Origin of the sequence: Stakelama pacifica, assembly GCF_004361835.1 — a bacterium.
Lineage (GTDB): Bacteria > Pseudomonadota > Alphaproteobacteria > Sphingomonadales > Sphingomonadaceae > Sphingomonas > Sphingomonas pacifica.
This window is the reverse complement of sequence record NZ_SNWD01000020.1, coordinates 16,761-39,276: the sequence shown is the minus strand read 5'-3', so window position 1 is coordinate 39,276 and position 22,516 is coordinate 16,761. Positions and strand designations below refer to the sequence as shown.

18 protein-coding genes, 4 pseudogenes and 1 riboswitch are annotated in these 22,516 nt (G+C 63.9%); of the genes and pseudogenes, 17 read left to right on the top strand and 5 right to left on the bottom strand.

Features of this window, described 5'->3' with window-relative positions; all coding sequences use genetic code 11:
• Positions 1 to 77 precede the first annotated feature (77 nt).
• Together EV664_RS18235 and EV664_RS18230 are read right to left on the bottom strand one after the other, a co-directional pair.
• Positions 78 to 1,076: a TonB-dependent receptor plug domain-containing protein gene (locus tag EV664_RS18235; RefSeq protein ID WP_229668376.1), complete on the bottom strand. Its 999-nt coding sequence runs from the start codon at positions 1,074 to 1,076 to the stop codon at positions 78 to 80.
• Between the two features lie 187 nt (positions 1,077 to 1,263).
• Positions 1,264 to 2,043 carry a FadR/GntR family transcriptional regulator gene (locus EV664_RS18230; RefSeq protein ID WP_133497107.1) on the bottom strand — a complete coding sequence of 260 codons (780 nt, stop codon included), beginning with the start codon at positions 2,041 to 2,043 and terminating at the stop codon, positions 1,264 to 1,266.
• Between the two features lie 197 nt (positions 2,044 to 2,240).
• On the opposite strand from EV664_RS18230, the gene EV664_RS18225 reads away from it, so the two are divergent.
• A complete protein-coding gene (locus EV664_RS18225) occupies positions 2,241 to 3,170 on the top strand; it encodes a DUF4861 family protein (protein ID WP_308423542.1) in 930 nt (309 codons plus the stop codon).
• Between the two features lie 151 nt (positions 3,171 to 3,321).
• The gene (locus tag EV664_RS18220; RefSeq protein ID WP_229668377.1) at positions 3,322 to 4,464 is read left to right on the top strand and encodes a DUF2264 domain-containing protein; all 1,143 of its coding nucleotides are present in this window, start codon (positions 3,322 to 3,324) and stop codon (positions 4,462 to 4,464) included.
• 101 nt (positions 4,465 to 4,565) lie between these two features.
• Here EV664_RS18220 and EV664_RS18215 read toward each other — a convergent pair.
• Positions 4,566 to 5,716 (bottom strand): annotated as a pseudogene (locus EV664_RS18215) (IS3 family transposase).
• A gap of 51 nt (positions 5,717 to 5,767) precedes the next feature.
• Here EV664_RS18215 and EV664_RS19820 point away from each other — a divergent pair.
• Positions 5,768 to 5,925: pseudogene (locus tag EV664_RS19820) on the top strand (IS5/IS1182 family transposase); the annotation flags it as partial.
• A 327-nt stretch (positions 5,926 to 6,252) separates the two neighbouring features.
• Here the strand turns inward: EV664_RS19820 and EV664_RS18205 are convergent.
• Positions 6,253 to 6,480, bottom strand: a pseudogene (locus EV664_RS18205) (transposase); the annotation flags it as partial.
• Positions 6,481 to 6,561: 81 nt separating this feature from the next.
• On the opposite strand from EV664_RS18205, the pseudogene EV664_RS18200 reads away from it, so the two are divergent.
• The 7 genes and pseudogenes from EV664_RS18200 to cobJ form a co-directional block, all read left to right on the top strand.
• Positions 6,562 to 6,998: pseudogene (locus EV664_RS18200) on the top strand (transposase); the annotation flags it as partial.
• 1,068 nt (positions 6,999 to 8,066) lie between these two features.
• A riboswitch (cobalamin riboswitch) is annotated at positions 8,067 to 8,291 on the top strand.
• Between the two features lie 182 nt (positions 8,292 to 8,473).
• Positions 8,474 to 9,523: a cobalamin biosynthesis protein CobW gene (gene cobW, locus EV664_RS18195; protein ID WP_133497105.1), complete on the top strand. Its 1,050-nt coding sequence runs from the start codon at positions 8,474 to 8,476 to the stop codon at positions 9,521 to 9,523.
• Positions 9,524 to 9,532: 9 nt separating this feature from the next.
• Positions 9,533 to 12,802 (top strand): cobaltochelatase subunit CobN, encoded by a 3,270-nt coding sequence (gene cobN, locus EV664_RS18190; protein WP_133497104.1) that lies wholly within the window; start codon positions 9,533 to 9,535, stop codon positions 12,800 to 12,802.
• Positions 12,799 to 13,938: a cobalamin biosynthesis protein CobG gene (locus EV664_RS18185; RefSeq protein ID WP_229668378.1), complete on the top strand. Its 1,140-nt coding sequence runs from the start codon at positions 12,799 to 12,801 to the stop codon at positions 13,936 to 13,938. The genes cobN and EV664_RS18185 overlap by 4 nt, the downstream gene beginning before the upstream one ends.
• Complete coding sequence (locus EV664_RS18180; protein ID WP_133497103.1) at positions 13,928 to 14,557, top strand: precorrin-8X methylmutase; 630 nt, start codon at positions 13,928 to 13,930, stop codon at positions 14,555 to 14,557. Before EV664_RS18185 ends, EV664_RS18180 begins: the two co-directional genes overlap by 11 nt.
• Positions 14,554 to 15,291 (top strand): precorrin-2 C(20)-methyltransferase, encoded by a 738-nt coding sequence (gene cobI, locus EV664_RS18175; RefSeq protein ID WP_133497102.1) that lies wholly within the window; start codon positions 14,554 to 14,556, stop codon positions 15,289 to 15,291. Before EV664_RS18180 ends, cobI begins: the two co-directional genes overlap by 4 nt.
• Positions 15,288 to 16,043, top strand: a complete 756-nt coding sequence (cobJ, locus tag EV664_RS18170) for a precorrin-3B C(17)-methyltransferase (protein WP_133497101.1) — start codon at positions 15,288 to 15,290, stop codon at positions 16,041 to 16,043. Before cobI ends, cobJ begins: the two co-directional genes overlap by 4 nt.
• Here the strand turns inward: cobJ and EV664_RS18165 are convergent.
• Entirely contained in the window at positions 16,019 to 16,768 is a 750-nt protein-coding gene (locus tag EV664_RS18165) for a cobalt-precorrin-6A reductase (RefSeq protein WP_133497100.1), read from the bottom strand. The two genes, cobJ and EV664_RS18165, sit on opposite strands and share 25 nt — an antisense overlap.
• On the opposite strand from EV664_RS18165, the gene cbiE reads away from it, so the two are divergent.
• The 7 genes from cbiE to bluB are packed head-to-tail and all read left to right on the top strand — an operon-like array spanning position 16,767 to position 22,514.
• Positions 16,767 to 17,969: a precorrin-6y C5,15-methyltransferase (decarboxylating) subunit CbiE gene (gene cbiE, locus EV664_RS18160; protein WP_133497099.1), complete on the top strand. Its 1,203-nt coding sequence runs from the start codon at positions 16,767 to 16,769 to the stop codon at positions 17,967 to 17,969. The genes EV664_RS18165 and cbiE overlap by 2 nt on opposite strands.
• On the top strand, positions 17,951 to 18,328 hold the full coding sequence (locus tag EV664_RS18155) for a cobalamin biosynthesis protein (RefSeq protein ID WP_229668379.1): 378 nt from the start codon (positions 17,951 to 17,953) through the stop codon (positions 18,326 to 18,328). The genes cbiE and EV664_RS18155 overlap by 19 nt, the downstream gene beginning before the upstream one ends.
• Positions 18,325 to 19,098 (top strand): precorrin-4 C(11)-methyltransferase, encoded by a 774-nt coding sequence (gene cobM, locus EV664_RS18150; protein WP_133497098.1) that lies wholly within the window; start codon positions 18,325 to 18,327, stop codon positions 19,096 to 19,098. The genes EV664_RS18155 and cobM overlap by 4 nt, the downstream gene beginning before the upstream one ends.
• Positions 19,098 to 20,408 carry a cobyrinic acid a,c-diamide synthase CobB gene (locus tag EV664_RS18145; RefSeq protein ID WP_188656467.1) on the top strand — a complete coding sequence of 437 codons (1,311 nt, stop codon included), beginning with the start codon at positions 19,098 to 19,100 and terminating at the stop codon, positions 20,406 to 20,408. Before cobM ends, EV664_RS18145 begins: the two co-directional genes overlap by 1 nt.
• Complete coding sequence (gene cobA / locus EV664_RS18140; protein WP_133497096.1) at positions 20,405 to 21,127, top strand: uroporphyrinogen-III C-methyltransferase; 723 nt, start codon at positions 20,405 to 20,407, stop codon at positions 21,125 to 21,127. Before EV664_RS18145 ends, cobA begins: the two co-directional genes overlap by 4 nt.
• Positions 21,124 to 21,873, top strand: coding sequence for a precorrin-6A synthase (deacetylating) (gene cobF, locus EV664_RS18135; RefSeq protein ID WP_133497095.1), 750 nt, complete (start codon positions 21,124 to 21,126; stop codon positions 21,871 to 21,873). Before cobA ends, cobF begins: the two co-directional genes overlap by 4 nt.
• Positions 21,870 to 22,514, top strand: coding sequence for a 5,6-dimethylbenzimidazole synthase (bluB, locus tag EV664_RS18130; RefSeq protein WP_133497094.1), 645 nt, complete (start codon positions 21,870 to 21,872; stop codon positions 22,512 to 22,514). The genes cobF and bluB overlap by 4 nt, the downstream gene beginning before the upstream one ends.
• Positions 22,515 to 22,516: the final 2 nt, after the last annotated feature.

Sequence of the window (22,516 nt, the reverse complement as noted above, 5' to 3'; positions counted from 1 at the left end):
CTCCTCGCTGAACCTCGATCGCTTCATTCGTCCGTCTCCTTGTCGAAGGCCGGACTCTACCTATCAATGGAGGAAATCTAGGGGCTCAGACCACGGTCGTTTTTATATTGAAGCGAGCCCACAAATCCCAGCCGCTCGCGTTCGGTATTTGAAGAATATACGCGATAAAAGCGCGGGAGCTGCGCATTTTCAATCTGTGATCGCGTCAGTCCCCCGAAATTCGCAAGCGGGTTGTCCAGGTCGAGTTCGAACTGGAACGGACCGCTGGTGTTCGGCGGTACAGGGTTTGCGGCCGACGAATAATAAGGGCGGCGACCGAGCGCTGATGAATTCCACCCGCCTGTTGATTGAAAACCGGAACGTTCGTTAACGTTTTTCGCATAAGCGACGCCGAAGAGCGCACCGAAATTGCCCCAGGTGTCGCTGAGCAGAAGCGACCCGCGCGGGCGCCATTTCTTCGACTGCGTATTATAATTATACTGCGCATTATACCGAATAACCCGTCCCTCATTATCGAACGGCCGCGGCGTTTGCAGATCGACATTGCCGCCTATTCCGCCTTCTTCGAGACTGGGCAGCGGCGACTTATACACATCAACCCGGCCGAATAGTTCGGACGGAAATACATCATAGTTGAACGCACGGCTTGAGCTACCGACACTTCCTGCGGAAGTCGTGCGGACCGGTGCGCCGTTGATTGTGGTCACGACGAAATCGGCGGGCAGCCCGCGAATTTCGACCCGCTGGCCTTCGTTTGTCCCGGCACCGCCATCGCGGGACAGGATAACACCCGGAATGCGCTGCATAGAATCGGCGACATTTGCCTCTGGAAACTTGCCGATGTCTTCGGCAACAATCGAATCGCGAAACGATACGGCCTCACGTTTCAACTCAACCGCTTCGGCAAGACTGCCCCGGAATCCGGTAACGACGATGTCCTGCGCAGCGCTGTCCGGCGTGCCGGCTTCGGTCTGCGGATCTTCCGACTGGCTGGTCTGCGCCCAGGCAGGCGTCGCAACGAACGTAAATGCGAGTACGCCAGCAGACACAGCTGACGCAAAATGCGATTTCCCCATTTTTCCTCTCCCTGTCACGTCCTCGGTCAGACCGGGCGCGTTGAGAGTTGTATGACAAGTTGTTATTTGTCAGTCAATATCCTAGTTGCGCTGTCCGGAGTTTTGCAGACCAGATCGGAATTCGAGGGAATTTGAGCTTTGGACGATCACTTTATGGCGGAAGCTGATCGTTTTTTTAAAGTTCGACTCACCCGGAGACTTTCGCCATTCGCAGGGTGGCACTTAATGTGGAGTGGCGGGTAAGGCTTTCGTGCATATGCTGTCGTGCAGCTTCCCGGGCGCGCGTTGAATCCATCCGGATGATGGCATCGACGATGGCCTCGTGTTCTGCGAGCACCTTATCTGCATAGGCCCGGTGAACTTCCTGAGGCTTTTCACCCAGATACAGACTGCGCGACGGAACCAGACGAACCCCCAGAAACTCGACAAAGCGAGAATAATATTCATTCTGTGTGGCGCGGGATATTGCGAGATGAAAAGCTGCATCGGCGCTCGCCGCCGCCATCGGATCGTCGGCGACCGTTATCATCGTTGTCAGCGCGTCCTGAATGGCCCCGATGTCCTGGGTTGTGCGACGTGCTGCAGCCAGCCCCGCCATTTCGGTCTCTACGGCCATGCGCATCTCAAGCAGCTTTATTACATCGGCAAGTTCCTGCACCTCCTCACGCGTGATCTGAAAAGCGCGGTATTCGGGCGTGTCGACCACGAATACCCCTGCTCCCTGACGGGAAACTGCCAGTCCCTGCGCGGTAAGGCGAGCCACCGCTTCGCGAACGACGGTACGACTCACATTCTGGGAAAGTGCGATCTCCTTTTGTGACGGCAAACGAGTCCCGGCACGCAATTCCCCGGATCGGATCGACGCCTCGAGTTTCGAAAATAATTCATCGGTTAATGAACCGCTCCGCGCGGCTTCTTCCCGTTCGGGGTTGCTTGCAACAGCGCGAGCATTCTCGCTACTTGTCATACCTATCTCCGGTTGTTACCCATGTTTTAGCACCTGCAGGCCGGACAGTCGATCTGGCAAGGGTGTACGGGAGAGGATTTATGCGATTACTCTTGCGCCAGCAGCGACCCGCGAGCGCCGCGCCTGAATTTGCGCCGGGTGTCTGTATGACAGCTGATGCCGCATTACGAAGTTCGTCCGTGGATAGGAGGTTTGCGGTGATCATTGGTCGCATATGCGCGCTTGCCATGGGTCTGATTTCGGCGACCGCGTCGGCCCAGCACACGCCGACACAAACGGCTTTGCCGGTAGTTGTGAACCCTCTTCCCGCCCCTCCCGATCGACATCCGCGAGCGAGAGTCTTGCTTGCCGACTACCGATATGACGATCTGTTATGGGAAAACGACAAGACCGCTCATCGGATCTACGGGCTTGCGCTGGAAAAAGCCGAGCCGCCGTCTGGATCGGGTATTGATAGCTGGGGCAAGAACGTCGCCTGGCCCTTTGCTGACCGCCAGTTGCGAGGCGGAGATCAGCACAGTTATCATGGCGAAGGAATGGATTTCTACCATGTGGGGACCACACGGGGCGCGGGTGGACTGGGAATATGGTACGATAACAAGCTTTGGACATCGCGCAATTATTCGAAATACCGCATTTTGCAAACCGGCGCGGTTGCGGATTTCGAGGTCGACTACGCGCCCTGGCCCGTAGATGTCGTCAGGAAGGTCTGGGAAACACGGCGCTTCACTCTGCCGCTCGGCACCCATTTCACAAGGATGGTTTCCACCATTCGCTCCGATCTCTCCGACCCTCTGATCGTCGGCATCGGTATCGGTAAGCGTCCCACAAGCGGCCGCGCGGGATCTGTTACGATTGATCGCCCACGCGGCATACTATCCTGGTGGGGGCCGGATGAACCGGAACATGGGCGCATGATGGTCGCGCTTAAGGTTGACCCCAAAATGATCGCGGAAATTCGCGAAGATGCCGACAATTACCTTGTTTTGCTTAAGGTGCAGCCGGGACAGCCCTTTGTCTATTATTCCGGATCTGCGTGGAATCTGGGCCAGGACCATGTCAACTCGCGCGAGGCGTGGGATAAATTGGTCGCGGCGGAAACCGTAGACTTTGACCCCGCTCACTAGCTCCCATTCAGGCTGGAATATATTTATGGAACGACGCAATTTTCTTACGTCAACGGTCGGTGCGGGAATGCTTGCCGCTTCCCCTCGGACTGCGGCCGCCAGCTCACAGACGGCTGTCTCGCTTCCCGCAGGAGGTGAGGACCGGCTTTATATGTTGGATTTGCTCGTTCGCATGGCAAATCCGGTGCTGAGGCCGATGGCGGAAGGTAAGCTTCAGGCGCGCTGGAATCCGGCGGTCAGCCCCACTTGGGATGGCCGCGATGTCAAGGTTGGTTATCTCGAAGCATTTGGCCGACTTATGTCCGGCATCGCGCCATGGCTCGCGCTTCCGGACAGCCCGGACGCTGAGGGGAAAATACGCTCGGCCCTCCGGGACAAGGCGCTTGCATGTTTTGCCCATTCGGTTGACCCCACCAGCCCCGACTATCTTTTGTGGCGCAGCGAGGGGCAGCCCCTCGTTGATTCCGCCTTTTACACTCAGGCACTACTGCGCGCGCCCAAACAATTATGGAAACCGCTGTCGTCAACGACAAAACGTCAGATCGTCACCGAAATAAAAGGGCTACGAAGGGTTGATCCACCCTACTCCAACTGGTTGTTATTCGCTGCGATGAACGAGGTATTCCTGCTCTCTGTCGGCGAAGACTGGGATCCGCTTCGCGTCGACATCGCTATCCGAAAGATCAATGAATGGTATGTCGGTGATGGATGGTATGCCGATGGAAACCGTTTTCATTACGATTATTATGGTTCGTATGTAATTCATCCCATGCTCACTCAGGTTTTGGACGTTCTTGCCGACGCAAAGATACGCATTGCCGGAGATTCCGCAGAGCAACTTCGCGAGACTGCCTATCGCCGGATGCAACGTTATGCTGGACACCTGGAGCGCATGATTGGTCCCGAAGGCGCGTATCCGCCAATTGGCCGTTCGCTAACTTATCGCACCGCAGTGTTTCAGCCGCTTGGTCTTCTAGCCTGGCGCAAACAGCTTCCTGAAACACTTGCTGAAGGAAGGGTGCGGGCCGCGACGCTCGCGGCACAACGCGCGGTGTTTTCCAACCCCACCAATTTCGATGAGGACGGCTATCTGACGATTGGTTTTGCCGGAAAGCAGCCCACTTTGGGCGATGTCTATTCCAATGCAGGCAGCATGTATATCGTAGCTGAAAGTCTGATTGCATTGGGGCTGGCTGCAACTGACACCTATTGGACTGCACCACCAATATCCTGGACAAGCAGAAACGCGTTCTCGGGCCAAAAATTCTTAAAAGATTATCCCGTCGATTATTAAATTGGCACTGCTTTGGCAGAAGTTCGAGCGGGGGTTTGTTGAGGTTGCATCTGCAGTGAGCGCAATCTGGACTCGCCCCGCTTAAGTGGAGAGGCATTCGCTCAGTGTGACGCGGTTCTCTCGAACTGCGCTGGGCTGATGTAGTCGAGCGCAAAATGGCGCCGGACAGGGTTGTAGAAGCCGTGGATATAGCGGGCAATAGCCTGCTCGGTTTGGGCGTGGGTGTAGAAGACGGTGCGCCATACGAGCTCGGATTTGATCGTCTTAAAGAACGTCTCGACCATGGCGTTGTCGAAGCAGTTTCCCTTGCTCGACATGGAGATACGGATGCGGTGGCGGCGCAGTTCGGCCTGGTAGTCCACAGAGCAGTATTGGCTGCCGCGGTCCGAATGATGAATGAGCCCTTCGGGCGGACGTCGCACAACGACGGCCCTGCGCAAGGCTGTGAGCGCGAGGTCGCGGTGCAGCCGGTCGCGGATCGCCCAGCCGACGACACGGCGGGAGAACAGATCGATGACCACCGCCAGATAGAGCCACCCCTCGCGCGTCCAGACATAGGAGATGTCCACACCCTATTTCTGGTTCGGGGCCGTCGCCGCGAAATCCTGGTCGATGATGTTGGGCGCGATCGGCCAAGCATGCTCGCTGTCGGTGGTTCGCTTGAACCGCCGCTTTTGCCGGCCGCGCAGGCCGTTCTAGCGCATCAGCCACGCCGTGCGCCGACGCCCGATGGCAAAACCCTCATCCTGCAACTCCCGCGTCATGCGCGGACTGCCATAGGTGCCGTTCGACAGCGCGAATGCCGAGCGGACATGCGCCAGCATCACCATGTCGTCCTGCTGTCGCTTGCTGGCGGGGCGGTTCTTCCAGACGAAGTAGCCGCTCTGGCTGACGCCGAGTATCTGGCATAGGCGGTGTACGGGGAAATCCTTCTTCGCCTGATCGATGAGCTGGAACTTGATCGACTTCCCTCCCGGCCGAAAAAAGCAGTCGCCCGCTTCAATATGTCACACTCCTGCCGAAGGATCTCGTTCTCCCGGCGAAGCCGCTTCAACTCGGCCGCAATGTCTGCCTGCGGCGCTGCGCCAGGCATTGCCGCCAGCCGATCACGACTGCGGCTGATCCAGCGCACCCGCGTCGACAGGCCAATGCCCAGATCCTCCGCCACCGCGCGCTGCGTGCGCCAGCTGGTCGCCGCCAGCCGCACCGCCTCGTCCTCAAACTCCTTCGTAAACCGTCGTTGCTTCGTCATCGAGTTCGCCTTTCACCTCAAGGGAACTCTCAACTTTTCGGAGCAAGTTCACAGATCGTCGATGCGACACTGGTTCCTGCTCCCAAGCAGCGCAATACCGAGAAGGAGAAGACCGCAGTCAAGGAGGGCAAATCGGCACGGCAGATCTGGCCGGGCAAGCCGAGCACAAGGCGCACCAGAAGGATGTCGATGCGCGCTGGACGGTCAAGATCGGCGGCAAGCTGCGGGCCAAAGGTCGAACATGTCTCCGCCCACCAGAAGAACCGATACGGCCTGTTCATCCGCACCATCGGCCTCGCCAAGGCACAGGCCAAACTCCCCTCTTCAACCTGGCCTACAATTTTGATCGCCTGATCTTCCACGAACGACAGGTTGCCGCGGCGTAGCTGCGCCACAGAGCCTCGGGCCGGAAAGGAACGAAACGCAAAACAGCGAAAAAGGCGACCCCAACCGAAAATCCGACGTCGGATGTGCCGCCAAAGGTGCCGATCATTTCATGCTTGCGCGGAAACCATCGTTATTGCGGGTGTCCAAGTTGCTTCCAGCGGCGCGCTGTCCCACAAGCCTGCCCCGATGAAATGATGCAGCCGGTCATAGGGTATCGCGTCCGACCGGGCCACCATGGGCTGGATGCTCTTGCAATCACCCGGTCCAATCAGACCGGCGATATAAGCCGGACACATCCGACGCCGCATCTTGTTAGCCAGCCCCTCCAGATATGGTGTTAGCCACCGCTCCAGGTCCGTCCGCCAATCCTCGTCCATCGCTAGCCTCCCTCAAAGCCAGCTCCCCGTGAAACACGCATTTCGCGCCAAGGGAATCCCGAAAATCATGCTTCTGCCAAACATCAGAGCCTGAAAGCGATGAAGGCCAACAAGACCGATCCACACGATGCAGCCGGCCTCGCGCAACTGGCGCGCACCGGCTTCTACAACGAGGTTCACGTCAAGTCGCCGACCGCTCATGGCGTACGCGCGCTTATCACCACTCGAAGCCATCTGGTCGAGGCGCGCGTCCGGCTCGACATCCCCGGCGCCATCAGTCGGGTGAACTCGACTGGACGGGCCGGATCACCAAGCAGGGCGACAGCCCTGTGCGTAAGTTGCTCTACGAGGCCGCGAACTCGTTCCTGACGCGCACCAAACAGAGCTTCGCGCTGAAAACCTGGGCACTGAAGATCGCCAGGCGACGCGGCCTGAAGAAGGCTCGCGTTGCGCTCGCACGTCGCCTTGCCGTAATCATGCATGCCATGATGCGCGACGTAACCTTGTTCGAAGCATGAAAAACGATAGAAGCAGTTCGCCAGCGGTGACGCTCTCCAGCTGACCCGATGGCGGTGTCCCGCGAGGGAACGCAGGGACGGACGATCTGCGAAGGTTACCGGATGGGCTTCAGAGCCCGCGTCGAGTCAATGCAACGTCCGGACTTGTGAGACCCGATACAGCACCACCGACCTTCGGGAAGGCGAGTGCGGACAGATCCTTGAAACCCTCAAGGGACAATCGCCGAGCAACTGCAAATTACAGATCCGGAGCCTAGAAGTCACCTTGTCCAGTGCAGAACCCAGCGCCTTGGCAAAAGGTGTTGAGCTCGGTTGGTTACGGCAAAAATAATTAGCCCTTGGCGGTCAGGCGAGAGCGTGCCAGAAAGGCCGTGTTACGTGACACAAGAGTGGCACAAAACGCGATAATGACATGCAGTTAACACGCTGACATTGCATAGATTATCTTGCGGCTTACCCCTCCCGTAGGGGTCACCATCTCCGTGCTGAGCGGCGGAAACGCACGATTGCGCCATTCTTTACCTCTTCGCCGGTACAGTGAGGCGGGAATGGGTAAAAGGGTGACACCGTGCAAGCACCCCGAAACCGGGGTCTATCATATTCCCCGAGAAAATTCCGGCGAGGATTTGCGCAGCGTTTGAAGGCAAGCGGCGTCGCAAGAAGAAACCGGACACGAAGAGCCTGAAGGAAGCCAACCTGCTGTTCGTTCAGGCCAATGGCGAGATTTAGAATCAGTTCAATATTGCAGTCGAACGGCTGAACCGGACCGGCAGCCCCCTGCCCTCACCGCACGACAGGGCAGAAGAGTTTTTCATCACTATTTCTCGCGCGGCAGCAACACCGTGCGCGCGCTTGCCGACAAAGGCCGTTTATCGCTCGCCGGCGAACGCGATGCGATGCACTGATCCCGGACGGCATGGCTGAAGCTACCTTCATTCGGCAGTCCAGCTAGCGCGAGAAGGGATCGGCGGCGAAAGCCTTCTCCCTCACCCCCTTCGGTGCGCCGCATCGCGCGGCGTTGGCAAAGCCGATTGCGAACGTTATAGCCGCATCCGGCACCGGGATTCCGGTGCCATTGATCGCGTCGGTGCCCGATCAAACGGGCGTAAATGGGAATGCGGTGCGGGGCTTGCCCCAAGGCCGCAGCTGTCCCTGCAACTGTAAGCGGCGAGTGACGGACACATGCCCTTCCTTTTCGAAGGGCGGCCACTGGAACGAGATATTCGATCCGGGAAGGCGTGACCGAAGCGATGACCCGTGAGCCAGGAAACCTGCCGACGTTAAGGTCGCTCTTGCTCGGGTCCAGGGGATGGCCGGGGCACGGTGTTCCGTCTGAGCGACGACAAGCCTGCGGCCGGAGCCGCATCGGCGCGTTGTGCGCGGGCGACTATGCGTGGCGCCCGTCCGTCGCTCACGCGTCCGGTGTCGTGCGGTTTCGCCGTCATGATCGTCGCGGCGCCCGCGAAGGAACCACCATGCGCAATCCCGCCGACACTCTGGCCAAAACGCCCGTCACCATCATCACCGGCTTTCTGGGCGCGGGAAAGACGACGCTCATCAGCCATCTGATCCGCAATTCCGGCAATCGGCGGCTTGCCGTTGTCGTCAACGAATTCGGCACGCTGGGCGTCGATGGCGATATATTGAAAGGCTGCGCAATTCCCGACTGCCCGGCCGAAAATGTTCTCGAACTGGCCAATGGCTGCATCTGCTGCACCGTTGCCGACGATTTCATCCCCACGGTTGAGCAATTGCTGGCGCTTACCCCACGGCCCGATCATATCCTGATCGAAACATCGGGACTTGCCCTGCCGAAGCCGCTGCTAAAGGCGTTCGACTGGCCCGCCATCCGTTCGCGCATCACCGTGGACGGCGTGATCGCGCTTGCCGATGCCGAGGCAGTGGCCGCAGGCCGTTTCGCACCGGATCTCGCGGCGCTGGAGGCACAGCGCGCCGCCGATCCCGGAATCGATCATGAAACCCCGCTTTCGGAAGTATTCGAAGATCAGCTCGCCTGCGCCGATATGGTGCTGCTGACCAAAGCCGACCTCGCCGGGCCGGAAGGAGTTGCCAAAGCGCGAGCGGTCATTGCCGAAGAGGCTCCCCGACCGGTGCCGGTCGTCGAAACGGTCGAGGGCGTGATCGACCCGATGGTCATTCTCGGCCTCGAGGCAGCCGCAGAGGATGATCTTGACCAGCGACCATCGCATCATGACGGTGAGGCGGATCATGAGCATGACGATTTTGACAGCCTCGTCCATCGGTGCGGTGAAATCGAGGACCCCGCGCGTCTCGCCGCAGATCTCGAAACGCTCGCGCGCCGCCACGATATTTTGCGGGTAAAGGGCTATGCAGCGGTGCGCGGCAAGCCGATGCGCCTGCTGGTACAGGCGGTCGGCGGCCGGGTGCGCACCCAATATGACCGGCCCTGGCGCCCCGATGAAGCACGCGACACGCGGCTCGTCGTCATCGCCGAACGGGACCGGATCGATGCCCAAAGGATCGCCGACATCCTCAGCCGCTAAGGCCGCGTCATGCATATCGTCTTTCGCGAAAGCCATGGTCTGGAAGAGAGTGCGACGCCGCGCGATCTTGAACAGGACCCGGCGGATCTGGTCGTGCTGTCCTTTTCGGACAGCGATCTGGGGGCGTTCGCCGCCGGTTGGCATGCGGCGCATGCCGCCGGGCGAGCACTGCCTTCGCTGCGGCTCGCCAACCTCGCCGATCTGCTCCACCCGCTCTCGGTCGACACCTATCTGGAGCGCACGCTGGGCGAGGCAAAGGGCATATTGATCCGGCTCATCGGCGGGCGCTCCTATTGGCCCTATGGCCTGCAACAGGTCGCCGCACATGCCAGCGAGCATGGGCAGGCGCTCGCCATTCTTGCCGCCGACGGGCGCGAGGATGCGGCGCTGGCACAGGCGTCGACCGTACCGCGATCGACCCTCGAACGGCTGGGTGCGCTCAGCGATACCGGCGGCGCGGTCGCCGCGCAGGCAGCACTGGCACAGCTCGCGCTCGCCGCCGGACTTTACGCCGCGCCGGTGCCCGGCATTCGCGAAATCCCGCCTGTGGGTGCCTGGCATGCCGATAGCGGCATCGCCTGCCCCGCCGCCTTCGCCATGCGCCCCGCCGCGCGCCCGTGCATTCTTCTGACCTTTTATCGCTCCTATCTGCTCGCCGCCGATCTCGATCCGATCGCGGCGCTCGCCGATGCGTTTCGGGCGCGCGGCTTTGATGTGCTGCCGCTATTCGCGCCGTCACTGAAAGATGGCCATGCCCGTGGATGGCTGACGCACTGGGTCGCCGCACTGGGGCCGGTCGGGATCGTAAATGCCACCGCCTTTTCGGCACGCGGCGGCGATGCGCGCGACGTGCCCGCCTCGCCCCTCGACGCCGCCGATGTTCCGGTGTTTCAGGTCGCGCTCGCCACCTCGCCGCGTTCGGCATGGGAGGAGAGCGAGCGCGGCCTGTCGCCCGCCGACCTTGCCATGCATGTCGTCCTGCCTGAGGTCGATGGCCGCATCTTTGCCGGGGTCGCCAGTTTCAAGCAGGAGGCGGTTCGCGACCCGGCGCTGCAACATGCCCGTCGCGCGCACCGATCCGATCCCGAACGCATCGCCGCCATCGCCGATCGTATCGCCGCAAACATCACGCTGGGCGCCAAGCCACCGGGCGACCGCCGCATTGCGCTCATCCTGTCGACCTATCCGGGCAAGGCGCATCAGATGGCGCACGCGGTGGGGCTGGATGCGCTGGCCTCTGCCGATGCCATCCTCAGCGATCTCGATGCGGCGGGCTATTCTGTCGCGCCGGGCGTGTCGCTCGCCGATACCTTGTCGGGCGAGGCGCTCGACTGGCCGGTCCCTGCCTATCGCGGCGCGCTGGAGCAACTGCCTGCCACGCTACGAACCGAACTCGCCGCGACATGGGGCGCGCCAGAGGAGGACCCGGCCGTGACCGATGGCAGTTTCCGCTTCGCTGCCACATGGCGCGGCGGCGTTCTGGTGGCGCTGCAACCCGAACGCGGGGTGCCGGCCGAACGCGCGGATGAATATCATGATCTGTCGCGGGTCCCGCGCCATGGCTATGTCGCCTTTTACCTCTGGCTGCGCGCACAGGCCATGGATGCGGCGGTGCATACCGGCGCGCATGGGACACTCGAATGGCTGCCGGGAAAGGCTGTCGCCCTGTCGTCCGCCTGCTGGCCTGAAGCGCTCACAGGCTCGATGCCGATCCTGTATCCCTTCATCGTCAACGATCCGGGTGAAGCAGCGCAGGCCAAACGCCGGATCGCCGCGATCACGATCGGGCATCTTCCCCCGCCACTGGTCGGGGCGGAAAGCGGCACCGGTCTGGACAGGCTCGAAGCGCTGCTCGACGAATTCTCGACTGCCGACGGGCTGGACCCTGCCCGGCGCGACCGGCTGCGCGCCGATATCGCCGATGAGGCGGCGGCCACCGGCCTCACCGCCGAACTGGGACTTGGCGACGACTGTTCGGACGCCGATGCGATTACCCGAATCGATACCTTTGTCTGCGATGTGAAGGACAGCCGCTTCGGCGACGGGCTGCACATTTACGGGCGCGGCGATTGCGGGGCGGCGGAGCGCGACGGCCTGCTCGCCGCGCTTGACGGACGCCGCGTATCGCCCGGCCCCAGCGGATCGCCCAATCGCGGGCGAAGCGATGTGCTGCCGACCGGGCGCAACCTGTATGCGGTCGATCCGCGCGCCATCCCCTCGCGATCGGCGCATGAACAGGGAAAGCGACTCGCCGACGAGCTGATCCGCCGCCATTTGCAGGATCAGGGCGATTATCCGCGCAATCTGGTCATCGATCTGTGGGGGTCGGCGACGATGCGCACGGCGGGAGAAGAGTTCGCGATGGCGCTCCACCTGCTCGGCGCCGCGCCGGTCTGGGACCATGGATCGGACCGGGTGACGGGGGTGGAGATCATGCCGATCGCGGCGCTCGATCATCCGCGCATCGATGTGACCCTGCGCATTTCAGGCCTGTTCCGCGACACATTCGGGCAGCTATGCACGCTGTTTGGTCAGGCAGTTCGCGCGCTGGCCCGGCGTGACGAACCCGCCGAATGGAATCCCTTTGCCGGGCGCGATGCCGGGCACCGCGTCTATGGCCCTGCATCGGGCAGCTATGGCCTTGCCATGGGCGGCGATGCCGACCGCTATACCGATGCCGCGCGGCGGGCAGCGGGTGAGGCATGGCTGGCCGCCTCCTCGGTCGCCTTTGACGGAGACGAAGAACGCGCCGATCCTGCCGGTCTGCGCAACCGGGTCGCCGCCGCCGACGCGTTCGTGCATTTGCAGGACCTTCCCGAAAGCGACCTGCTGCTCGCCGCCGATTATGCCACGCATGAGGCAGGGTTCGCCGCCGCGCAAAGCGTTACCGGCGGCGCCGCGGCGCTCTATCATGTCGATAGCTGCGATCCCGAACGGGTGCGCGCCCGAACGCTGCGCGAGGAGGTCGCCCGCACGGTGCGCGCGCGCGCCGCTAATCCGCGCTGGATCGCGGGAATGATGCGGCATGGCTATCGCGGCGCGGCGGAGATCGCGGCCACGCTCGACCATCTGGGCAGCTTCGCGCACCTCGCGCGCGTCGTCAGCCCCGAACTGATCGACCTTTATCATGACGCGACGCTGGGCACCGAGGAGGTTCGCGCCTTTCTGGCCGATGCGAACCCCGATGCGCTTGCCGCGATGGAGGCGCGCTTCGCCGCGCTTCATCGCTCGGGGCTATGGCCGACCCGGCGCAATTCGATTCTGGCGACTCTGGCATGAGCACCGCCCTGCCCCATAAGCGCGGCTGGTGCCCCACCGCATGGCAGCCCATGGCGGCGGGCGACGGGCTGATCCTGCGCATCCGCCCGCGACTGGCGCGACTATCGCCGGACCAGATGCGGCTTGTGGCGGATACCGCGCGCATCCATGGCAATGGCGCGATCGACCTCACCAATCGCGCCGCGCTGCAATTACGGGGCCTGTCGTACAATAGCTGGGAGCAGGCGCTGCAATCGCTGATCGCGGCCGATCTGGTCGATGAAGACCCGGGGCGCGAGGCGCGCGCGATACTCATCGCCCCCGACTGGCAACATGGCGACGACACCCATCGGCTCGCCATCGAACTGTACCGCAGGCTGGACGAACTGCCCGCTTTGCCCGGAAAGACCGGCTTGGCGATCGATACCGGTCGCGTCGCGCGGCTTACCGGCAATTCCGGCGATTTTCGCCTCGAACGTGGCGAAACGGGCGACATTATCCTGCGCGCCGATGGCCGCGCCGCCGGGGTTGCCATTCGCCATGGCGGGGAAATCGACGCGCTGATCGGGCTTGCCCGCTGGTTCACGGAAAGCGGCGGGGGTGAGGCGGGGCGCATGGCGCGGCATCGCGCGGCGCTCCCTGACTGGGCACGCGGCGATCTCCGCCCACTGTCCTGCGCCACTCCGCCGGAACAGGGCGCGCACCCGCTCGGCACTGCGCTGGCGCTACCCTTTGGCAGGATGGATGCGGCGATGCTTGAGCTGCTCGCCGGGATCGGCGGAATGCGCGCGCTGCGCCTCACCCCATGGCGGATCGCGCTGCTGGAAGGCGTTGCCCCGACCGTTCCTGCCATTCCCTTCGGCGATCCCCGGCTGCTCGCAGTGGATGCATGTGTCGGCGCGCCTGCCTGTCCCCGTGCGAGCGTCGAAACCCGAACGCTTGCCGCGCGGCTGGCGCCGCATATCAGCGGGCGGCTGCACGTGTCGGGCTGTGCAAAGGGCTGCGCGCGCGCCGGACCCGCCGACCTGGTCGCGACCGGCGATAATGGCCGCTTCCGCATCGCCTTCCATGCCCGCGCCGACGACCCCGCCTATGCCGAAGACCTGTCCCCCGACGATCTCGCCGCGCTTATCGAAAGTATGTTCCGTGCCGCATGACTATGAAACCGACGGGCGCACAATCTATCGCCGCTCCTTCGCAACGATCCGCGCAGAGGCCGATCTCGCGCGATTTTCTCCGGAGGAAGAGCCGGTCGCGGTGCGGATGATCCATGCCGCCGGGATGGTCGAACTCGCCCCGCGCATCCGTTTTTCGCACGGCTTTGTGAGTGCCGCCCGCGCCGCGCTGGTTCAGGGGGCGGCGATCCTGTGCGATGCGCATATGGTGAGCGAAGGCGTCACCCGGGTACGGCTTCCCGCCGACAATATCGTCCTTTGCACGCTTCGCGATCCGCGCGTGCCCGGCCTTGCGGCTGCGCTGGAAACCACCCGCTCCGCCGCCGCGCTGGAGCTGTGGCGGTCGCATCTGGCGGGTGCGCTAGTCGCGATCGGCAATGCGCCGACCGCACTTTTCCATCTGCTCGACATGCTCGAAGATCCCGCCTGCCCCCGGCCCGCTGCGATCATCGGCTGTCCGGTCGGTTTCGTCGGTGCGGTCGAATCGAAAGCCGCACTCTGGGCCGATCCTCCGGTTCCCTGCGCGATCATGGAGGGGCGGCCGGGCGGCAGCGCGGTCACCGTCGCCGCGATCAATGCGCTGGCGAGCAGCGCCGAATGACCGCCCCACTCGCCCTCGGCACCGTGCATGGCGTCGGGCTCGGCCCCGGCGATCCCGAATTGATGAGCGTCCGCGCCGACCGGCTGATCCGTTCCGCCCGCCATCTCGCCTATTTCCGCAAGGCGGGCCGCGCCGGCCGAGCGCGCCGGATGGTCGATGGGATGCTGCGGAACGATGTCGCTGAATTCGCGATGGACTATCCGGTCACGACCGAAATCCCGTTTACCGATCCCGCTTATACCGACCTGCTGTCCGGCTTTTATGCCGAATGCACCCGCCATCTTTGCGACCTTGCCGCTACGGGAGAGGATATCGTCGTGCTGTGCGAAGGCGATCCTTTTTTCTATGGCTCATTCATGCATCTCCATGCGCGGCTCGGCGGGCGCGTGCCGGTGTGCGTGGTGCCGGGCATTACCGGCATGTCAGGCGCGTGGACGGCGAGCGATCTTCCGATCAGCTGGGGCGATGACGTCCTGACGGTCGTGACAGCGACGCTGGGCGAGGAAGAGCTTGTCCGCCGTATCCGCGACACCGATGCGCTGGTGGTGATGAAGATCGGCCGCCACCTGCCAAAACTGCGGCGCGCCGTCGCGGCGGCGGGCCGCACGGAGGCGGCATGGCTGATCGAATATGCCGCCATGCCCGAACAGCGTGTGATACGGCTTTGCGAGGCAGGCGATACCGCGCCCTATTTCGCGATCCTGCTTATCCATGGTCAGGGGCGGCGGCCATGACCGGCTCCGGCTGGCTTGCCGTGGCGGGGCTTGGTCCCGGCGATGAAGCGCTGATAACGCCGGAGGTCAGCGCCGCGCTGGCACGGGCGAGCGATGTGATCGGCTATATCCCCTATGTCGCGCGGATCGCGCAGCGATCCGGCCTGACGCTCCATGCCTCAGACAATCGGGTAGAGATCGACCGCGCCACCCATGCGCTTCGCCTTGCCGCGGCGGGTCGCCGCGTCGTCATCGTCTCCTCCGGCGATCCCGGCGTCTTCGCAATGGCCGCTGCGCTGTTCGAGGCGGTCGAGGACGGGCCGAAAGCATGGCGCGCGCTCGATATCCGCGTGCTTCCCGGTATCACCGCGATGCTGGCGGCGAGCGCCCGCGCCGGGGCACCGCTCGGCCATGATTTCTGTGCGATCAACCTGTCGGACAATCTGAAGCCATGGCCACTGATCGAAAAACGGATCGCGCTCGCGGCCGAGGCCGATTTCGCCATCGCATTCTATAACCCGCGTTCGCGCGCGCGTCCTGACGGGCTCGACCGGGCATTTGCCGTGCTTCGCGAACATGGGGCGGAGGAACGGCCGATGTTGTTCGCTCGCGCCGTCACCACGCCCGAAGAGGTGCTGCATGTCGTGCCGCTGTCGCAGGCGCGCGGCGATATGGCCGATATGCGAACCATGGTGATTGCGGGTTCCAGCCGAACGCGAACAATCGATCGGCCCGGCACGCCCTTTCTCTACACGCCGCGCTCCGCACGATGACCGATCCACTCGATCACCGCACCGACATCATGAAACTCAGCCCTGTCCGCCAGGACGGGCCGATCGATCATCAGCACCGGCAGGTGCAGTGCGCGTGCCGCTTCGATCTTGGCGACCGCGCCGCTCCCCCCTGCATTCTTCGCCACGACCAGATCAATGCCATGCGCTTCCATCAGCGCCCGGTCCCCCGCCAGTGTGAAGGGACCGCGATCCACCACCAGCAGATGACGGGGCAGCGCGGGCGGCGTCTCGGGCGCATCGACGAAGCGCAGCAGATAATGATGCTGCGGTCGCGTGGCGAATGCGTCGACATGCATGCGCCCGACAGCCAGCATGACGCGCCGCGCCGGTCCGTTGAGCGCCGCGACAGCGCCCGCAATATCGGCAACGCGAATCCAGCGATCGCCCGGTTCCTCATTCCATTCGGGCCGGGTCAGCGAGACCAGCGGGACACCGATATCTTTTGCGGCGGCCACCGCATTCGCGCTCATCCGGGCAGCAAAGGGATGGGTCGCATCGACCAGATGGGTGACTTTCGCCTGTTCCAGATAGCGCGACAGTCCCGCCACGCCGCCGAACCCGCCGATCCGCACCGGCACGGGCTGATTCGCCGGTCGGGCGGTGCGCCCGGCATAGCTGAGCGTCGCAGCGATTCCCCGCTGTGCACAGGCTGCGGCGAGGGCGCTTGCCTCGGTCGTTCCGCCAAGGATCAGGAGATGAGTCATGGCTAATCGCAATCCGTGGCTGACGATTATCGGGATCGGCGAGGATGGACCGGCAGGGCTTTCCACCGCAAGCCGCGACGCGCTCGATCATGCCGACCATATTGTCGGCGCACCCCGCCATATCGCGCTTCTGCCGCCGCTTGCCTGTTCTGTCGAGCGCTGGCCAGTGCCGTTCGACGCGGGGATCGAGGCGCTGCTCGCCCGGCGCGGTACGCCGGTCGTGATGCTGGCGTCGGGCGATCCGTTCTGGTTCGGTGCGGGCGGAACGATTGCGCGGCACCTCTCTCCCGACGAATGGGTCGGGCACCCGGTGCCCGGCAGCTTTTCGCTCGCTGCCGCGCGGCTCGGCTGGCGGCTGGAGGACACCGAATGCCTTGGCCTGCACGCAGCGCCGCTTACGCGGTTGCGCCCGATCCTCGCGCCGGGTGCCCGCGCGATCATTCTTGTGCGCGATGGTGACGCCGCCCGTGACGCTGCGCGCTACGTGACCGATCAGGGATTCGGAGAATCCCGGATCAGCGTGCTGGAAGCGCTGGGCGGTCCGCGCGAGCGGATTCGCAGCTGCGCCGCCTCTGCCTTCACCTTTGACGATATTACGCATCCGGTGGCGCTCGCCATTCATGTCGCGGGCGAAGGAGCGGTCCTGCCGCACGCAAGCGGAATCGACGATCAGTGGTTCGCGCATGATGGCCAGATGACCAGGCGACCGGCCCGCGCGCTCACCCTGTCGGCGCTTGCACCGCGTCCCGGGGAAACACTCTGGGACATCGGCGCTGGGTCGGGATCGGTCGCGATCGAATGGCTGCTCGCGCATCGTTCGACCCGAGCCATCGCGTTCGAGCGCGATCCCGATCGGGCAGCCTGCGCCAAAGCCAATGCCGCCGCACTGGGCATGGACAGGCTGTCGGTGGTCGAGGGTAAGGCGCCGGCGATCCTCACCGATCAGCCGTTGCCACAGGCCGTATTTATCGGTGGAGGGCTCAGCAACGCCCTGCTCGACCATCTCTTCGACCGCCTCACGCCCGGAACGCGTCTTGTCGCCAATGCGGTGACGCTGGAATCCGAAGCACTACTGGGCACGGTGCATCAGCGGCATGGCGGGGAGCTGATGCGGATCGACCTGTCGCGCGCTGCCCCGCTGGGCAGCAGGCGCGGCTGGCGGTCGGCCTATCCGCTTGTCCAGTGGAGCGTGACGCTGTGATCGTCGCCGGTTTCGGTTGCCGATCGGGTGCAACGCTCGATTCCTTTCGGGACGCATTGGCGCTTGCCGGTAAAGGCCATTCGGTCACCGCGCTTGCCGCCCCTGCCGATCGCGAGCGGCTGCTTGCGCCTCTCGCCGATGCGCTCGGCCTGCCGTTCATCCCTGTCCCGCCCGACGCACTCGCCGCGGTCACCACCGCCACCGCCTCGCGCGCCAGCTTTGCCGCTCGCGGCACCGGCAGCGTGGCTGAGGCCGCCGCGCTCGCCGCCGCCGGACCGGACGCCTGCCTGCTAACCCCCCGCCATATCGCATCCGATCGGCGCGCCACCTGTGCCATTGCCAAGGGAAATCCCGAATGACCGTCCATTTCATCGGCGCTGGTCCCGGTGCCGCCGACCTCATCACCCTGCGCGGGCGCGACCTGATCGCCGCCTCACCCGTCTGCCTGTATGCCGGTTCGTTGGTTCCGGTCGCGTTGCTCGACCATTGCCCGGTCGGTGCGCGGGTCGTGAACACCGCGCCGCTATCGCTCGACGCGATCATCGGGGAAATCGCCACCGCGCATGAAGCGGGTCACGATGTCGTCCGGCTGCATTCGGGCGACCTTTCGGTCTGGTCGGCAATGGGGGAGCAGCTTCGCCGCCTGCGGGCGCTGAACATTCCGGTATCGATAACGCCAGGCGTGCCCGCCTTCGCCGCCGCCGCTGCTGCACTCGAAGCGGAACTTACGCTGCCCGGGGTGGCGCAATCGCTCGTCCTCACCCGCACCTCCGGCCGGGCAAGCGCTATGCCGCCGGGCGAAACGCTCGCTGCCTTTGCCGCCAGCGGCGCGACGCTCGCCATCCATCTGTCGATCCACCGCCTCCCCGAAATCGCCGAAGAGCTGGCAGGCTATTATGGAGACGATTGCCCGGTTGCGGTGGTGTGGCGCGCGAGCTGGCCCGACGAACAGATCGTTCAGGCGACGCTTTCGACCATTGCAAAGGCATCGGCGAACGGTCCCGAACGCACCGCATTGATCCTGGTCGGACAAGTGCTGAGCGCCGAAACCTTCGCCGAAAGCAGCCTGTATGCCGCTGACTATGAACGCCGCTTCCGCCCCCGCGCCGTGAACGGAGACGAAAGCTGATGCCCCCCGGCCTGATGATCGCAGCGCCCGCTTCCGGCATGGGAAAGACCACCGTGATGCTTGGCCTGCTGCGTGCCTTTCGCGGTGCGGGCGTCACGGTTCAGCCGTTCAAAAGCGGCCCCGACTATATCGATCCTGCCTTTCACCATGCGGCGAGCGGACGCGCCTCGTTCAACCTCGACAGCTGGGCAATGCCTGCGCCGATGCTCGATTCGCTTGCCGCGCAGGGCCACGATGCCGATCTGATTCTCGCCGAAGCATCGATGGGCCTGTTCGATGGCGTCGCGCTGCCCGGTGCCACCGGCAACGGGGCAAGCGCGGACATCGCAGCGCGCATGGGCTGGCCCGTCGTGCTGGTGCTCGACATATCGGGTCAGGCGCAATCGGCAGCGGCAACCGCGCTGGGTTTTTCACGCTTCGATCCCGGTATTCGCATCGCCGGCGTCATCCTGAACCGCGTTGCCAGCCCCCGCCATGAGCGGCTGGCACGACGGGGAATGGAGGCGATGGATATCCGGGTGTTCGGCTGCCTGCCCCGGCGCGGCGACCTCACGCTTCCCGAACGTCATCTCGGGCTGGTTCAGGCGGCAGAACATCCCGACCTCGACAGGGCGATCGCGGCCTATGCGGATTTTCTGCGCGAGCATGTTGATCTTGCCGCGCTGCGCGAGGCGGCAAGCGCGTCCCCCTCTGCGGAGCCCGGCTCGGCCACACCGATACCTCCCCCGGCGCAGCGTATTGCGCTCGCGCGCGACGACGCCTTTTCCTTCACCTATCCGCATCTGCTCGACGGCTGGCACCGGGCGGGGGCCGAAATCCTGCCCTTCTCCCCGCTTGCCGATGAGGTGCCGGACAAGCAGGCCGATCTTGTCTGGCTGCCGGGCGGCTATCCCGAACTTCATGCCGGGCGGCTTGCGTCGGCCGCCCGTTTCCGCGCCGCCTTGGCGGCCCATGCAGAGACCCGCCCGGTCCATGGCGAGTGCGGCGGCTATATGGCGCTTGGGCAAGCCCTGATCGACAAACAGGGCGTGCGTCACCCAATGGCCGGGCTGCTGGGGCTGGTGACGAGCTATGCCGAACGGCGGCTTCACCTTGGCTATCGCCGCGCCGACCTCGCCCGTCCGATCGGCGCTATCGCCGCGCAAAGCGTGCTGAGGGGGCATGAATTTCATTATTCCACCATCGTGGAGCAGCCCGATGCTTCGCTTGCGCGGGTGACCGATGCCGACGGCATGGCGCTCACCGATACCGGATCGTGGCGCGGCCATGTTACGGGTACGTTTTTCCATCTGATTACGGCGGACGCATGAATGGTTTCGTTTCCTTTGTCGGATCAGGCCCCGGTGATCCCGACCTGTTGACGCTGAAAGCAGTCGATCGGCTGTCTCGCGCGGATATCGTTCTGTTCGACGATCTCTCCTCAGGGCCGGTGCTGTCGCATGTCCGCGCCGGAGCCGATCTGATCGCGGTTGGCAAGCGCGCGGGACGTGCCTCGCCGCGCCAGCATCATGTCTCGGCTTTGCTGGCCGATCATGCGCGAACCGGCGCGCGGGTCGTCCGGCTGAAATCAGGCGATCCGACAATTTTCGGACGGCTGGAGGAGGAGATCGTCGCGCTGCGCGAGGCCGGGATCGCGTTCGAGATCGTGCCCGGAATCAGTTCGGCAAGCGCCGCCGCCGCTGCCGCCGCGATACCCCTCACCCGGCGCCTGTCCTCGCGCCGGGTGCAGTTCGTTACCGGCCATGACGTGAACGGCGCGCTGCCGGATGCGCGCAACATGGCGGCGCTTGCCGATGCACAGGCAACCACGGTCGTGTTCATGCCGAAACGCACCTTTCCCGCGCTTGCCGACGATCTTGCCGCGCATGGCCTGCCCGGCGACACCCCTGTCCTGTACGCCGAAAATATCGGCCATGTCGATCAGCGCCTGATCCGCACCACGATCGCCGCGCTCGCCCGGCAATTGCGCTGCGCGATATCCGATGCGCCCGCCCTGATCCTCTATGGCCCGTTGATGGAGGCGGAATGATCGACCTGCGGCTGATCGGCATCGGCACCGGAAATCCGGACCATCTGACGCGCGAGGCGGACAAGGCGATGCGCGCTGCCGATGTCATCCTGTTACCGCGAAAGCGAAGCGATACCGCCGATCTGATCGATCTGCGCCGCATGCTCTGCGCCGGTCTCGACGGCCCCCGGATCGCCGAGTTCGACCTTCCCGTACGCGCCACTGATGCGCCCTATCCGGATGCTGTGGAAGGCTGGCACGATGCGATTGCCGGTGCGTGGCGAACCGAGATCATCCGCCACCTTCCCGCAGGAGGCACGCTCGCGCTGCTCATCTGGGGCGATCCCTCGCTTTATGACAGCAGCTTGCGCATCGCCGCGCGGCTGAAGCGCGACGGAATGGCAATGCGGGTCGGCGTCGTGCCCGGGATCACCAGTCTTCAGGCGCTGACCGCCGCACACGCCATTCCGCTCAACCGCATCGCGTCTCCGGTCGCGATCACCACAGGGCGACGCCTGCGCGATCATGGCTGGCCGTCGGGGTTCGACACGATCGCGGTGATGCTCGACAAGGGCTGTGCGTTCGACGCCATCGACCCGGCCGGGGTCGAGATATGGTGGGGCGCTTATCTCGGCATGGCGCAACAGGCGCTCGCCGCCGGGCCGCTTCAGGAGACGGGCGAAGAAATCCGCGACCGCCGCGCCGCCCTGCGCGCCGAACATGGCTGGATCATGGATGTCTATCTGCTCCGCCGGGCGATGGCATGACCAGCGAGCCCGTGTTCGATCCCGCTTTCCGGGAAGGGTTCGATCAGTTGCTGCGCTGGCGGCGCGACGTGCGGCATTTCCGCACGACGCCGGTGCCCGAAACCGATCTTGAGGCCATGTTCGATGCGGCGGCCCTTGCTCCCTCGGTCGGCAATGCGCAGCCGTGGCGGTTCGTCCGGATCACTTCGCCCGCGCTTCGCATGACGCTTGCCGCGCATGTCGATGAAGCAAGCGCCGAAGCCGCCGCCGCGCTGCCCGATGCCGAACGCGCCGCAGCCTATCGCCGTCTGAAGCTCCATGGACTTCGCGAAGCGCCGGTGCTGCTCGCGATCTTCAATGACGAAGCGCCGATTGCGGGCCATGGCCTTGGCCGTGCGACCATGGCGGAGACGCTGCGCTATTCGACTGTCATGGCGATCCACACGCTATGGCTGGCGGCGCGGGTGCGCGGGATCGGTGTCGGCTGGGTATCGATCCTCGACCCCGATTATGTCACCGCACAATTGGATGTGCCCCAATCCTGGTCGCTGATCGCGCTGCTCTGCATCGGTTATCCCGAGGCACCGGCCGCCACCCCGGAGCTGGAGCGGCGCGGGTGGCAGGCACGCGAATCCATAGCGGAACGAATATTCGAACGCTGAGG

What these genes read in the sequence shown, in the direction of transcription:
- EV664_RS18235 (WP_229668376.1), bottom strand. Translation starts at nt 1,076, where the DNA reads ATGGGGAAATCGCATTTTGCGTCAGCTGTGTCTGCTGGCGTACTCGCA.
- EV664_RS18230 (WP_133497107.1), bottom strand. Translation starts at nt 2,043, where the DNA reads ATGACAAGTAGCGAGAATGCTCGCGCTGTTGCAAGCAACCCCGAACGG.
- EV664_RS18220 (WP_229668377.1), top strand. Translation starts at nt 3,322, where the DNA reads ATGTTGGATTTGCTCGTTCGCATGGCAAATCCGGTGCTGAGGCCGATG.
- cobW (WP_133497105.1), top strand. Translation starts at nt 8,474, where the DNA reads ATGCGCAATCCCGCCGACACTCTGGCCAAAACGCCCGTCACCATCATC.
- cobN (WP_133497104.1), top strand. Translation starts at nt 9,533, where the DNA reads ATGCATATCGTCTTTCGCGAAAGCCATGGTCTGGAAGAGAGTGCGACG.
- EV664_RS18185 (WP_229668378.1), top strand. Translation starts at nt 12,799, where the DNA reads ATGAGCACCGCCCTGCCCCATAAGCGCGGCTGGTGCCCCACCGCATGG.
- cobI (WP_133497102.1), top strand. Translation starts at nt 14,554, where the DNA reads ATGACCGCCCCACTCGCCCTCGGCACCGTGCATGGCGTCGGGCTCGGC.
- cobJ (WP_133497101.1), top strand. Translation starts at nt 15,288, where the DNA reads ATGACCGGCTCCGGCTGGCTTGCCGTGGCGGGGCTTGGTCCCGGCGAT.
- cbiE (WP_133497099.1), top strand. Translation starts at nt 16,767, where the DNA reads ATGGCTAATCGCAATCCGTGGCTGACGATTATCGGGATCGGCGAGGAT.
- EV664_RS18165 (WP_133497100.1), bottom strand. Translation starts at nt 16,768, where the DNA reads ATGACTCATCTCCTGATCCTTGGCGGAACGACCGAGGCAAGCGCCCTC.
- cobM (WP_133497098.1), top strand. Translation starts at nt 18,325, where the DNA reads ATGACCGTCCATTTCATCGGCGCTGGTCCCGGTGCCGCCGACCTCATC.
- EV664_RS18145 (WP_188656467.1), top strand. Translation starts at nt 19,098, where the DNA reads ATGCCCCCCGGCCTGATGATCGCAGCGCCCGCTTCCGGCATGGGAAAG.
- cobA (WP_133497096.1), top strand. Translation starts at nt 20,405, where the DNA reads ATGAATGGTTTCGTTTCCTTTGTCGGATCAGGCCCCGGTGATCCCGAC.
- cobF (WP_133497095.1), top strand. Translation starts at nt 21,124, where the DNA reads ATGATCGACCTGCGGCTGATCGGCATCGGCACCGGAAATCCGGACCAT.
- bluB (WP_133497094.1), top strand. Translation starts at nt 21,870, where the DNA reads ATGACCAGCGAGCCCGTGTTCGATCCCGCTTTCCGGGAAGGGTTCGAT.